This is a genomic window from Marinobacter sp. C2H3, assembly GCF_037080155.1.
In the GTDB taxonomy this organism is placed as follows: domain Bacteria; phylum Pseudomonadota; class Gammaproteobacteria; order Pseudomonadales; family Oleiphilaceae; genus Marinobacter.
In genome coordinates this window covers 164,174-177,441 of sequence record NZ_JBBBNZ010000005.1, presented here as the reverse complement: position 1 = coordinate 177,441, position 13,268 = coordinate 164,174, and the positions used below count along the sequence as shown (strand labels likewise).

Sequence of the window (13,268 nt, the reverse complement as noted above, 5' to 3'; positions counted from 1 at the left end):
GCGAAAAGATTTCAATTATCTTAGCTACCATACCGAATGATGTCTGTTGCAAAAAGCTAAGTGTTTCGGGTTTTGGAGTATTGGTTGGTGGAAATAGACTTACGCCGGACTTCAATAAATGAAAAGCAGCAACGGTGATATGGCGTCGCCTTCGTTGCATCGGACGTGGGCTGTCCCATTGAATTTAAACCAACTCCGAACGGTACTCCCGAGGGAACCTCATTTTCAGCGCTATGCGCGGGTGACTTCGATTATAGACATTGATCCATTTCCGAAACTCAGGGCGAGCGCACTGCCACCGCCCGCCCTGATCGCCCCCCGCTCAGAGCGGATCCTGAATAATCGTATGGGTGAACTCAATAACGCTCCGGGTATCCTCTGCCTGTTTCACAAAGGCCTCAACGTTGGTTCCGCTGTAGCCGTCACTGCCCAAAACCCGGCCCCACAGATCCGCCGTCTGATCCGCATAACCACAGGCGGAGCCAGCGGGCTGGCGTTCCACGTAGTTTACGTTGACGCCGCCGTAGATAGCCTGGGTGGTATGGGCGAAAGATCGATAGTCGACAAACCCATTGGGCAGCGTTCCGGCACCGCAGTTCATGCCACCGTTTCCCTGGCACATGGCATTGCCCTTCTTCAGGAATAACAGGCCTTCGCCGTCCAGAACCGCGTCGTCCAGGGTGATCGCGAGGTGTTGGGGCACCCAGCTGCCATCCTGCATGATTTCCACGTCGCCCTCGAGTTTGCCCCACTTCATCAGTGCCCAGTACATGGCAAGGCCTGCCAGGGGTGAATCCACGGTTTGGTACGTTACGTTGCCGCTGCCGTCATCCACGCCGTAGGCCAGGCGCCCAGCGAGATCGAGTTTCAGGCCCGCCGAGCCGTTGATGGAATTCATGACGTCATACAGGGTCCGGTCCAGTACCCGTGGGTTGGTCAGGGCCACTCGAACCACGTTCGGGCGGCCGAGTTCTACTTCAATCACGTCGTCCTCGTTTCCGGGAACCACGACGCACTCTCCGGTCTCATCGACTTCCATCGGAACCACACCGCCCGGGTTGGATTCGGACAGCGGTTGCGCGCAGCCGTTACCGTCCAGAATGGGATCACTCTAGAGAGGTGGACCATTGACCGGATGGATCCAGGTCAAGAAATGCACTCAGCAGCGGGCTCGAGTGACCCGCCGCCGAGCGCACCGGAACGGTCGCGCCGTTTAGGCAAAACCCTCCAGCACCAGCTTGCCAACCGCTGTGCCAGCCTCGAGCTCGGCGTGGGCCGCACGCAGGTTTTCGGCGTTGATCCGGCCGAGGTTCTTTCCGAGGGTTGTGCGGATCACGCCCTGGTCCACCAGGCTCGCTACGGTCTCGAGCAGCTCGTGCTGTGCCTGCAGGTCATCGGCACTGTGCATGGAGCGCGCGAACATGAACTCAATGTGCAGCGACAGGCTCTTGGGTTTGATTTGCATCACATCCAGGGCGTCCGGGTCGTCGATCATCGCGATCTTGCCGAAAGGCCGCAGCAGCGCCACAAAATCATCGAAGTACTGGTCCGTGGCGGTCAGGCTGGCCACATGGGTGAGCTGGGAAATGGCGCCTTCAGACACCAGCTGTTCGATCTGCGGCTGCAGTGGCTCCCGGTGGTTCACCACGTAATCGGCCCCCAGTGATTCGACCCATTGGCGGGACTCCGGGCGGGACGCCGTGGCCACAACGGTGGCGCCGGTCAGGGTTTTCGCCAGCTGAATCAGGATGGAGCCAACGCCACCGGCCGCGCCGGTGACCAGAATCACGTCGTCGGTCGGTGTCACCTGCCCTGGGTGCTGCCGTTCAAGGCCCAGGTGATCAAACAGGATCTCCCAGGCGGTGATGGTGGTCAGCGGCAGCGCTGCGGCTTCGGCATCGCTCAGGCTGGCCGGCTTGTGGCCAACGATCCGCTCGTCAACGATCTGGTATTCCGCGTTGCTGCCCTGGCGGGTGACGTCGCCGGCGTAATACACCTGATCGCCCGGCTTGAACAGCGAGACGCCCTCACCTGTCGCCACCACTTCACCCACGGCGTCCCAGCCCAGAACCTTGACCTGGCCCGCCCCGGGCGCGGCACGCTTACGCACTTTGCAATCAACCGGGTTGACGGCCACGGCCCGGACCCGGACCAGCAGGTCCCGTCCTTTGGCGATCGGTTGAGGCAGGTCAACGTCCTGCAGGGATTTCGGATCGGAAACGGGTAAGGATTCGGTGTATCCAACAGCTTTCATGGTCTTCTCCAAAGTCAGCCAAATGGGTTTGCAGGACTTGTTTGAGGATGGATTGCAGTGTGCGCTCCCTTTACACTGTGTTAAACCGGGTAATCCGATAAACATCATCAAATATTGTTTGAAAATGACCTTTGACGATCTGACCGTTGTGCTCAAGGTGGCGGAGTTTCGAAACATCACCGCTGCGGCCACCAGCCTGGATATGCGCGCGGCCACGGCCAGTGCCGCCGTCAAGCGCGTGGAGCAGGAGCTGGGGGTTGAGTTGTTTGTTCGGTCTACCCGCAAGCTGCGGCTCTCGGCCGCCGGTGAGAAGTATCTGCCGCAGTGCCAACAGGCGCTGGGGTTGCTGGACGAGGCCCGGAAGTCGATCCACTCCGGCCGTGAATCCGTGGCTGGCGAAATTCGCTTGTCGGTGTCCTCGGATCTTGGGCGAAACCGGGTCGTGCCCTGGATGGACCAATTGATGACGTCACACCCCGGGCTGAGTTTGCGGGTCCAGATTACCGACAGCAACGTCGACTTTTTCCGGGACTCGGTCGACATGGCGCTTCGTTACGGGTCACCGAACGACGCCAACCTGTACGGGTTCAAAATCTGCGATGTGCCCCGCCTTCTTTGTGCTACGCCGGATTACTTGGCTGAATACGGGACGCCAGAACACCCCCACGACCTTGCGGCTCATAACGGGCTTTTCTATCAGCTCCAGGATATACCCTACGATGTGTGGACGTTCAGGCGGGGTTCCGAGGAGTTTCGGGTGAAAATGAAAGGCAACCGATCCTCAAACGACGGTGATCTGGTCCGGCGCTGGTGCGTGGCCGGGCACGGTATCGCAGTGAAATCCAGCCTCGACATGTCCGACGACCTGCTGGCCGGGCGGGTGATCAACGTCATGGCCGAGTACGCGCCACCGGTGTCGGAACTGTGGCTCATCTGCCCTACCCGGCAATCCATCACGCCGGCCATGCGGCTGTTGAGAGACGCGCTGAAAACGCATTGCCACGGCATCCTGGACACACTGGTCGAGAGAGGCGTTCTTCCCGGGCACTGCGCGCAATCGTAAGGCCATCATATCGAGCTCATATGGCCTTCGAGCCGCCCGATCAGAATGACAGAAGCCGCCTCCCGCGTCACCGGGTGCACCGGTTCCCGAATCTCCTTCAGCGCCAACCCATTCCCGGTAAACAGCCGAACCCAGCTCTCCAGTGTTCGGAAATACCACGGTGCCGGGTCCTTAAAGGCCGGGCCGAAACCGGCCCAGGAGCCTGCTCGCCAGCCGTCGGTGTACGGTGGTTCTCCGGCGATCAGCGGGTGCAGGGTTTGCACCACCAGAGATCCGCCGGGATTCAGAAACCTGTCCGCGCCCTGGAACAGCGCATCTACCGGTGCTTTACCAATCAGGGAGAAATTACAGACGGCGACGTCGAACCGCTGATTCAGTGTGCCATTGGCGATGTCATCGTAGGCGGCGGTGCAAAAGGTGCCGCCGCCGGCGGATTGGGCCTGGTCGATCAGTTCCGATACGGCGTCCACGCCAACCCGGGTGCGCACCCGGCCTGCCAGTGCGCGAAGCAACCACCCTTCCCCGCAGCCAATATCAAGAACGGACGCCGGCGCGAGACTCAGCACGGCTTCAATAATGGCGGCGTCGGTCACGCGCTTGCGGCTTTCGATGCTGCCGGAGCGAATGGCCTGGGTCCAGGCGCTGGCGTTTTTATGCCAGGAGTTGAGGACTTTATCGTCCTGGGTGGCGGGTTGTGGGCGGCTCATGGCGGTCTCCGGCGGCGTCGGGCAGTGGCACCGGGCATGGGCGCGCCCTAACCCACCGCGTCGATATGGATTTTCTGATCGGCTCGGCGTTTACTGGCCTCCAATGCGCTCCGGCCTTCTCGAACCAACTCGTCCATACCCGCCACTGTACCATCGGCACTGGCTACGTGGATGCCGCAGGAAATGGTGAGTGGGAACCCCAGGGCGGTTCGCTCCGCATCGCTCGTATTTTCAATGGCTTGCTGGAGCCTTTTAAACAACGATCTTGCCCGGTCCGATGAGGTGTTACGGCACAGCAACACCACGGTGTCGCCTTCCATGCGGAACGCCTCGACGCCGATCTGTTTCGCGAGGAACAGGGAGATGGCCGACAACAAGAAATGGATAGCCCGATCGCCACCGTCCAGGCCGTGCTGCACGTTAATGTCTCGCAGCCCGTCGATCCCCAGCCAGATCAGGGCGACGTTGGATCTCGCTCGCGCGGCCAATCGCCATTGACTCTTCAGATGCACGCCGAACTCCCGCCGTGAGTGAATTCTTTCCAACGCGGGCGGCGCATCCGTCAGCTGACACGCCAGCTCAGCTTCAATCAGCGCACCAAAATGGGCAATGAGCTCCTTCTCCAGAGGCGTGAGTTGGCGGGGTTTGGTGTCAAACAGGCACAGTGTGCCGATGACGTGATGGCTCGGGGATAGCACGCCAAAGCCGGCGTAGAAACGCAGGCCTGGCGGCCCGGTTACCGCCGGGTTGTGCTGAAAGAACGGGTGGGTACGGGCATCTTCCACCACAAACACATCGGTTTGGCGGACCGTCTGGTTACAGAATGCGGTGGACCGGTCATACACGGCGGCTGAGATGCCAACGGGTACCACGGTGGTTACCTTGTCCGTCTCGATCAGGTTAAGCGCTGCCATGGGCACGTCGATAGCGCGGGCCGCCATGTCCACGATGGCCCGGTAACGGTCGCCGTACTGGTGTATCACGCGCGTCGCCGCCTCCACGGCCTGCTGGCGGACCGCTTCGTCGAGATCGAGCAGGTCCGGGAAAACGGGGCCGTCGTCGGCGGGCCTGGGTTCTGGCTCGGCCGCCTCAGCCCGCGCACGCGCCTGTGCCAGGAATCCGGCGGCCTCGTCGGCCGGCATGGGCCGGGCAAACAGGTAGCCCTGAACCTCCTCGCACCCCTGCTGGATCAGAAAATTGAGCTGTTCGGCGTCTTCCACGCCTTCGGCGATCACCCGGCAGCCGAGGTTGTGGGCCAGCACGATAACGGTCTGGCAGATTGCGGCGTTCTCCCGAATGTCCAGGCAGCCGGTGACAAACGCGCGGTCGATTTTGATCCGGTCAATCGGAAACAGCCGCAGGTAGCTCAGGCTGGAGAAGCCGGTACCGAAGTCGTCGATGGCGATTCCAATGCCGAACTGCCGGATTTCCTTGAGCTGCTCCAACACCGAATCCAGGTTGTTCAACGCAATGCTTTCGGTGAGCTCCAGCTCGAGACAGCGGCCGGGCAACCCGAACTCTTCCAGGTATCGGGGAATACTGCGCATCAGGTCGCCCCGCATGAACTGGAGACTGGATACGTTGATGGCAACCGGAACCGTCTCATAGCCGGCGGACTTCCAGGCTCGGATCTGGCGGCAGGCCTGCTGGATCACCCAGTCGCCCAGGACCGAAATAAACCCGGACTGCTCGGCTGCTGCGACAAACACATCGGGAGGCACCGGCGGTCCTCCCGGTGGGAACCAGCGCAGCAGCGCTTCCATACCCACGAGCTGCTGGCCGGAAATATCAAACTGGGGCTGGTAGAAAAGCTGAATCTCGCCTGCCGCCAACGCTGCCGGCAGCCGATCCGCAAGCTGAAGTGTGTTCGCCCGGGCCTGATGAACCTGTCGGTCGAACCGCCGATAGGTTGCCCGGCCCTGGCGTTTCGCTTCGTACATGGCGGAGTCGGCCGCAATCAAAAGATCAGCGGTGGTCTCGCCGTCGTCGGGACAGAGCGCCACGCCAATACTCACCGTCGGTTTGACGCGCCCCTGCTCCAGGTTCAGCGGCTGGGCGAGCCGTTCGTTCAGCGCCGCGATCCAGTCGCCCGTGACCACGCCCGGGGGTGGCTCAGGAAGGGCTGCGATGAACTCGTCGCCGCCGAAGCGAGCAACCAGGGCGTTCTTCGGGACGTTCGCGCGGATCCGCCGGGCGACCGCTTTGAGCACGGCATCGCCGCCGGCGTGATTGAACGCGTCGTTGTAGCGTTTGAAGTGGTCGATATCGATGAGCAGAACGGCCAGCGTCCGGTTGCTCACGCCGCCGCTGTCGAGCAGACGGGTCAGGCGGCTTTCGAAATAGTCCCGGTTCCACAGGCCCGTCAGGTGATCGTGGGTGGCCTTGTAGCGCAGCGCTTCCCGGAGGGTTACCTCTTCGGTGACGTCGGCCTGGATACCGGCCACCCGAATGGGCTGGCCCTGCTCGTCCAGGTAGAAGCGCCCCTTGGACCACAGCCAGTGGATGCTCTGGTCCGGCCACCGAACACGGAACCTCAGGTCGTATTCCTCACCACCCACCATGGCGTTCCGGTAGGCGGTGTCCACCCTCGCCCGATCCTCTTCCACCAGGTGGCTGAGGAAGGTGTCGTAACCCCAACTGGGCTGGAGCGTGCTGTAGCCAAAGCATTGGTCGTGAAGCAGCGATCGCCGGGTCTCGTTCTTCTGGATGTCCATATCCCAGGTGCCAATACCGGCGGCCTGGAGTGCCAGCCGGTAACGTTCTTCGTCCTGGCGGATGCTTTCCTCCGGCGCACACTGCTCGCCGATGGGCTTAATAGCCAACACGTGGCCGGCGCCGGGAAGGTGAAACGCCGTGACCGAAACCCCAAGCTGGCGGCCATTCGCACAAAGAATCGGGAGTTGACAGGTGCCACTCGCGGGCCCCGGCGGCTGATCGAGAAGACCTCGGAGCCTGGCGTCACCGGCAATGCCGAGACCGGCGAGGCCGGCGGAGCGGGCGGCTTCGTTGGTGTAACCCAGAAGCCGCTCGGCAGCCGGGCTGATGGCCACGATAGCACCGGTGTCGTCCAGGCGTACCAGCGCCAGGTGCTGTTCATCACCCAGCCAGAAAAGCGCGGAATCCGAAGTCAGAGAGCCTGGGCTCATAATGGGTCGCTCGTCAGGGGAACTCGCCCCACCGATTCGGCACGACGCCGACTTGCCACACTGCGTTGCTTTGCCCGTATTACGCCAGAATTCGCCTCGCGTTTTGTTCAGTATAGTGGTTTAACGTGTGACTTTCGCAACCATGTTCCGGGGGCACCCGAAGATTGGCCCAGGGTCAGGCGGCGGCGCTTGGGCGCCGCGCCCCTAGGGTTGAGTTACGGCACCAGAACCATCGCCCCATCGTTCCGGCCGCTCTCCATCAGCGCGTGAGCCTGCGCCACGTCCGCCAAGGCAAAGCGATGGGCCACCTGCGGCTTGATCAACCCGGCGCTCCAGGCGGCAATCACGTCCGCGGCCCGCTGCTGGTATTCCTCCGCGGTGGCGGTGTGGGCGGCCAGGGACGGGCGAGTGAGGTAGAGCGAGCCCTTCGCGTTCAGGGTGGCGACGCTGACCGGGTCCGGCGCGCCGGAGGTGGCGCCGTAGGACACCATCACGCCCCGGGGGCGCAGGCAATCCAGGGAGGCATCGAACGATATTTTACCGACGCCGTCGTAGACCACGTCCACCTTGTGGCCGTCGGTCGCTTTGGCGACCTGCTCCGGCAGCGTCGCCGCATCAAAGTCGAAGGCCTGGTCACAGCCGGCGTCCAGGGCACGCTGAACGCTGCCCGGGCGCTTCACCACCCCTAGCACCTGCGCCCCGAGGTGTTTCGCCCACGCCGCCATCAACTGGCCGACGCCGCCGGAAGCGCCATAGATCAGCACTCTGGAGCCCCGGCCGACGGGATAGGTGGTTTTTAATAGGTATTGGGCGGTGATGCCTTTGAACAGGAGCACGGCGGCTTCGTCGAACCCCAGGGCATCCGGCAGTTTTACCAGTCGGTCGGCGGGGTAAATACGGCCACTGGCGTAGGCGCCGATGGGGCCGGTGGCGTAAGCAACCCGGTCACCGACTCGCACGCCGGTCACATCCGGCCCGACCGCCCTCACCTCGCCGGCGCCTTCCAGGCCCAGGGGCGATGGCAACGGCAGCGGCACAACCCCTTTGCGCTGCAGCAGGTCCAGCGGGTTCACGCCAATGGCTTTCTGCTCAATCCATACCTGTCCTGGGCCGGGCTCCGCCGTCGCCTGTTCCACAATGTTGAGCACCTCGGGCCCGCCGTTCTGGGTGACCTGTACCACCATGACCATATTTAAGACTCCGTCGACGTTATTGTTGCAAGCTTTTGGTCTATCAACGCTTTTCTGAGTTTCTCCACGCGGCTACGGTTCACGCCAAGATCGTAGAGACCAAACTGGGACTGGGAGCGGACGGCCAGATGCCGGCCATCGTCCGTCACCAGAATCTCCAGATAGTCGGGGAAGTTGAAAACCTCACTGTAGCAGGTAATCCGGGCGTAGCCGTATCGGGATTCTTTCAGGGTTGCACCGGGCAGCGTGAGCGCCACGTCCACGATCCGGTCCCAGGTGTCCGGGGTCAGAGGTTCCCTGAGGGCGATGGGATCCACGTGGTACATACCCGTGTCCGATTCGCTCGAAACGCAGTTCAGCAGCGGCGCGCAGCCGTCGAGGGTGAAGTTTGTGCCGGCTTGGGGCACGTTGCCGGTTGAAGCACAGCCGGTTAACCCCATTAAGACGAGTAGGCCAATTACGGTAAGCATGCGTATCATCGCGCTCATCCTCATATCGCTATTGTGGGAGATTCTATGACAGACCTGTTCAGCCCTATTACGCTCGGAAACACCGAATTGCCCAACCGGATTTTCATGGCGCCGCTGACCCGCTGCCGGGCCGATGCGGACCACGTGCCCACGGACATGATGGCCACCTACTACGCACAGCGAGCCTCAGCCGGGCTGATCATTGCCGAGGCGACCATGGCGATGGAAGGCAATTCCGCGTTCTGGCGCGAGCCGGGCATCTATTCCGAGGCGCAAATTGCCGGTTGGAAAAAGGTCACGGATGCCGTACACGCCAAGGGCGGCCACATCTACCTGCAGATCTGGCACGGCGGTCGCGCCTGCCACCCGCTGCTGAATGACGGCAAGGACCCGGTGGCCCCGAGCGCCATCGCCATCACCAGCGATGATGTTCACACCCCGGAAGGCAAAAAGGACTACACCACGCCCCGGGCTCTGCGGGACGACGAGATTCCCGGCATCATCGAGGGTTTCCGGAAAGCGGCGGAAAACGCCAAGCGGGCCGGCTTTGACGGCGTGGAAGTGCACGGCGCCAACGGTTACCTGCTGGACGAGTTCCTGCGGGAAAGCGCCAACCATCGGGAAGGCCCCTACGGCGGCCCGCTGGAAAACCGCGCGCGACTGCTGCTGGAAGTGATTGATGCCGTCAGTGAGGTGTTTGGCAGCGAACGCGTGGGTGTGCGTCTGTCGCCCCTGAACAGCTTCAACAGCATGGAAGACAGTGATCCGGTGGGCCTGGTGACCTACCTCGGCGAGCAGTTCAACGCCCGGAACCTGGCCTTCCTGCACCTGATGCGCAGCGACTTCCACGGCAAGCAGAAGGCCGATGTGGTTTCCGCTGCCCGGGCGGCCTATCGCGGCACGCTGGTGGTGAACATGGGTTACACCGGTGAGGAAGGCAATGCCGTGATTGCCGATGGCAAAGCGGACGCCGTGGCATTTGGTGTGCCGTTCCTGGCCAACCCGGACCTGCCGGCCCGGCTGAAAGCCGGCGCACCGCTGAACGAGCCGGACACCAGCACCTTCTACAGCCAGGGTGCCGAGGGCTACGTGGACTATCCAGCGTTGGAAACCGCCGACGCGGAGTCATAACGTCGGGCCTGAACACACACCGGGCGCATTGGCGCCCGGTGTGTGTCGACTTCTCTACCTGTCAGCGATTTACTTCTTATTACCGCGGTCGTTATCGCGGCCCATGCCTCCGCCCATTCCGCCGCCGCCACCGGTGCCACCACCCATACCACTCCCCATGCCTTTTCCGGAGCCCATCGGCCCACCCATGGGTTCGTCTGGCAGCGTGATGCCGCGCTCACGGGCACGTTCGACCATGCGCTCGTGATTTTCCTCGCGGATACGCTCACGCTCCTGAGCGGTGGTCGCCGAATGCATCCGGTTCATGTACTCGTTCCGCTCTTCGTCCGTCATCATTTCGTGTCCGAAAATGCGGTCGCGGTCCTGATCCCGGTCCTGAAGCTGCGTTCTGTCCTGATCCTGGTCCTGGTCCTGCAGCTGCGTTCTGTCCCGATCCTGATCCTGTTGCTGGTCCGCGGCCACCACCGAACCTGCCTGCAACACCGTCAGGGAACCCAGTAACACCATGGATAACATTGTCCTGCTCATCATAGCCTCCTGTGCGTCATGGCTGAGTCAGAGAGTTCAGGCTACGCTCGCAGTCTTAAAAACCACTGACGGACATCAATTTTTCCGGCGGATCAAAGTAGGTGAATCCCGAAGCGTCGCATCGCCAGCGCCAGCGCGCCAAAGCACACCATGGTGAGAACGGCGCTGATCGCCAGGGAAGGCCAGAACCCGAAACGGGCCATCAGGAAGGGAAACACCAGGAACATGGGCAGCGTCGGCAGCACGTACCAGAAGGTGTACCAGGCGTGGTTGCTGATTTTCTCCGCCGGCTGCTGCTCCACGTAGAGCCAGATCATGGCCAGTACCGTGACCATCGGCAGGGCGGCAATGAGCGCGCCGAGTTTGTCGCTGCGCTTGGCCGCCTCCGAGACAAGTACGATGATGGCCGCGGTGATGGCGTATTTGGTAATCAGCCAGGTCATTCGATGGATTCCTTGGGGTTGTTTTTGAAAACCGTGTGATAGCATTCTGCCGGTTTCGCCCGTTTTGCGCACCGGCCGGTAGCCGGCGGCGCCCTCACCTATGGAGCTGTCCGTGAGCCACAACGAACACCATCGATCCCATCGCACCGGCTGGCTGCGCGCCGCCGTTCTTGGCGCCAATGACGGCATTGTGTCCACTGCCAGCCTGATCATTGGCGTGGCCGCCGCCCGCACCGGTCAGCATGAGATCCTGCTGGCCGGTCTCGCTGGCTGGGTGGCCGGCGCCATGTCCATGGCGGCCGGTGAGTATGTGTCCGTGCGCTCCCAATCTGACACCGAAGAAGCGGATTTGGCGCTGGAACGCCACGCGCTGGAGCACGAGTACGAGGTGGAACGGGATGAACTGGCGGAGATCTACGTTGAGCGGGGCGTCGAACCCGCCCTGGCCTCCCAGGTAGCGGATCAACTGATGGCTCACGATGCCCTGGGCGCCCACGCCCGGGATGAAATCGGGATTACCGATACGGTTACCGCCCGCCCGCTTCAGGCCGCCGTTGCCTCTGCCACAACCTTCTCCGTAGGCGCTCTATTGCCACTTCTGGTGGCGTGGCTGGTTACACCGGTCATGCTGATTCCGGCGGTGGGGGCGTTATCCCTTGTCTTTCTCGCCGCATTGGGTGCCCTGGCTGCCCGCGCCGGTGGCGCACCCATCGGTCGAGCCAGCGCCCGGGTGACCTTCTGGGGCGCCGCCGCCATGGCCGTCACCGCAGGCGTCGGCGCTCTGTTCGGGGTCGCCGTTTGAGGCCAGGGCCGCCCAGGCTTCCCGCAGCACCTGCCAGGCCGTGCGCAGGAACAGCGCGGCGATGGCGAGGCCGATGACCACGTCCGGCCATAGCGAGCCGGTGGCGCCAACGGCAACGGCGGCGACGATCACCGAGCTGTTGGCAATCAGATCGTTGCGGGAACACAGCCAGGTAGAGCGCATGTTCAAATCGTCGCGGCGGTGGCGGTGCAACAACGCGAAGCAGGCGCCGTTGGCGACCAGCGCGAGTGCGGCGATGCCGCCCATGGGTACGGCATCCGGCACAATCCCCAGCAGGCTTTTCTGGATGGCTTCGGCAATGACCATCAGGCCGAACAGCAGCATCAGCACGCCCTTGGCCATGGCCGCTCCTGCCCTGGCCTGGGCGCTTCGGTGCAGGGTGTAGAGGGTCAGCGCGTACACCGAGGCGTCGCCGAACATGTCGAGGGAATCGGCCAGAAGTGCGGTGGAGTTGGTCAGCAGGCCGCCGAAGAACTCCACCAGGAACATCAGGGCGTTGATGGCCAGCACGATGTACAGCACCTTGCTCTGCTGGCCTTTCAGTTGGGCGAGTTCGTCCGCTTTGTTTTCACAGCAGGAATCCACCGGCTACTCCCTCCAATGCATTACGTTCACCGCACACTAAAGCCTGAAGCCACTACAGGGTCAAGCCGCCGGCGACGTCCGGTTCAGGCCTTGAAATACACCACCTGGTGGGACGTCGCCAGCAGTTCACCCTGCTCGCTCCAGAGTTCCGCCACCTGGTCAAAGTAGTTGCGGAAGTATTTCTGGCCCCGGGCGATGCCGAGAATGGGCCGGTCGCCGCTGGCGGCCAGGCGGTCGTCATCGGTGTGGAAATAGGTGGTCAGGGAGACGGTGCCTGCCGGTGAGCGCTCCTGCTGGCGCACGAACACCCGGGGGAAGAATCCGTCGCTCAAGGCCATCAGTGCCGGAAAATCCAGCTTTCGGGGCGGGTTATCCTGCATCCAGAGGCGCGTGGTGGAGTCTTCCTGAGGCGGAATGCGGCCGGAAGGATCGAAATGGCCGTCAATGACGCGAAACCGGTAATTCTGTAACCAGGTCAGGTAGCCATCGGTGTTCAGCGGTGGAATGTCGTCGGCGGGCGGAACGTCAGGCATGGTCAGTTCCTGATCTTCCCAGGTTTCCCGCCGCACGGCCATGAACAGGGTACCGGTGACCGCGGTCTCACCGCCCTGCACCAGTTCCAGCATCCAGTGCTGGGTGGAGCGGTTGGTGCGGGCGGGCCGGGCGATGATCTCGTAGTCCGCGTCCTGAACTGGGCCGGCGAAGTTGACGGTCATGGCCACCGGGTTGCCCATCCGCTCCGGATGCAGAAGCACCGCATTCATCAGCGCCGCGCCAATGGCGCCCCCATAGGGCCCAACCATATTGAAATGGCTGGCCGGGAAACGTCCGCGAAACCGGTGCCCGCCCTGGGGCTCAAGCTTGATGGCGTTGTCCAGTGGGTGCAGAGAGGTGTCAGTCATGGTGCGTATCCAAACGGTAAATGGGC

The 13,268-nt window shown here is 62.5% G+C and carries 12 protein-coding genes and 1 pseudogene; 3 read left to right on the top strand and 10 right to left on the bottom strand.

What is annotated here, in order from left to right; translation table 11 throughout:
* Positions 1–322: 322 nt before the first annotated feature.
* Both V3388_RS14490 and V3388_RS14485 read right to left on the bottom strand, forming a co-directional pair.
* Positions 323–1,039, bottom strand: a complete 717-nt coding sequence (locus V3388_RS14490; protein WP_336368288.1) for a hypothetical protein — start codon at positions 1,037–1,039, stop codon at positions 323–325.
* 174 nt (positions 1,040–1,213) lie between these two features.
* Positions 1,214–2,254 carry a zinc-binding alcohol dehydrogenase family protein gene (locus tag V3388_RS14485; RefSeq protein WP_336368287.1) on the bottom strand — a complete coding sequence of 347 codons (1,041 nt, stop codon included), beginning with the start codon at positions 2,252–2,254 and terminating at the stop codon, positions 1,214–1,216.
* Between V3388_RS14485 and V3388_RS14480 the strand changes: the two genes are divergently transcribed.
* Entirely contained in the window at positions 2,253–3,317 is a 1,065-nt protein-coding gene (locus tag V3388_RS14480) for a LysR family transcriptional regulator (RefSeq protein ID WP_336368286.1), read from the top strand. The genes V3388_RS14485 and V3388_RS14480 overlap by 2 nt on opposite strands.
* Positions 3,318–3,322: 5 nt before the next feature.
* Here V3388_RS14480 and V3388_RS14475 read toward each other — a convergent pair whose 3' ends face one another.
* From V3388_RS14475 to V3388_RS14460, 4 genes are all read right to left on the bottom strand, one after another.
* A complete protein-coding gene (locus V3388_RS14475; protein ID WP_336368285.1) occupies positions 3,323–4,024 on the bottom strand; it encodes a class I SAM-dependent methyltransferase in 702 nt (233 codons plus the stop codon).
* A gap of 47 nt (positions 4,025–4,071) precedes the next feature.
* Entirely contained in the window at positions 4,072–7,170 is a 3,099-nt protein-coding gene (locus tag V3388_RS14470) for an EAL domain-containing protein (RefSeq protein ID WP_336368284.1), read from the bottom strand.
* Between the two features lie 215 nt (positions 7,171–7,385).
* Positions 7,386–8,360: a quinone oxidoreductase family protein gene (locus tag V3388_RS14465; RefSeq protein ID WP_336368283.1), complete on the bottom strand. Its 975-nt coding sequence runs from the start codon at positions 8,358–8,360 to the stop codon at positions 7,386–7,388.
* Between the two features lie 2 nt (positions 8,361–8,362).
* The gene (locus tag V3388_RS14460; protein WP_336368316.1) at positions 8,363–8,800 is read right to left on the bottom strand and encodes a DUF1499 domain-containing protein; all 438 of its coding nucleotides are present in this window, start codon (positions 8,798–8,800) and stop codon (positions 8,363–8,365) included.
* A 75-nt stretch (positions 8,801–8,875) separates the two neighbouring features.
* Here V3388_RS14460 and V3388_RS14455 point away from each other — a divergent pair, with 75 nt between their 5' ends.
* Complete coding sequence (locus V3388_RS14455; protein WP_336368282.1) at positions 8,876–9,961, top strand: alkene reductase; 1,086 nt, start codon at positions 8,876–8,878, stop codon at positions 9,959–9,961.
* A gap of 69 nt (positions 9,962–10,030) precedes the next feature.
* Here V3388_RS14455 and V3388_RS14450 read toward each other — a convergent pair whose 3' ends face one another.
* Both V3388_RS14450 and V3388_RS14445 read right to left on the bottom strand, forming a co-directional pair.
* Positions 10,031–10,468, bottom strand: coding sequence for a hypothetical protein (locus tag V3388_RS14450; RefSeq protein WP_336368281.1), 438 nt, complete (start codon positions 10,466–10,468; stop codon positions 10,031–10,033).
* 113 nt (positions 10,469–10,581) lie between these two features.
* The gene (locus V3388_RS14445; protein ID WP_336368280.1) at positions 10,582–10,932 is read right to left on the bottom strand and encodes a DUF3147 family protein; all 351 of its coding nucleotides are present in this window, start codon (positions 10,930–10,932) and stop codon (positions 10,582–10,584) included.
* Between the two features lie 100 nt (positions 10,933–11,032).
* Here V3388_RS14445 and V3388_RS14440 point away from each other — a divergent pair, with 100 nt between their 5' ends.
* Positions 11,033–11,734, top strand: a complete 702-nt coding sequence (locus V3388_RS14440; RefSeq protein ID WP_442915656.1) for a VIT1/CCC1 transporter family protein — start codon at positions 11,033–11,035, stop codon at positions 11,732–11,734.
* Between the two features lie 54 nt (positions 11,735–11,788).
* Here the strand turns inward: V3388_RS14440 and V3388_RS14435 are convergent.
* Positions 11,789–12,244 (bottom strand): annotated as a pseudogene (locus V3388_RS14435) (cation transporter); the annotation flags it as partial.
* A 179-nt stretch (positions 12,245–12,423) separates the two neighbouring features.
* On the bottom strand, positions 12,424–13,242 hold the full coding sequence (locus V3388_RS14430) for an acyl-CoA thioesterase (protein WP_336368278.1): 819 nt from the start codon (positions 13,240–13,242) through the stop codon (positions 12,424–12,426).
* Positions 13,243–13,268 lie beyond the last annotated feature (26 nt).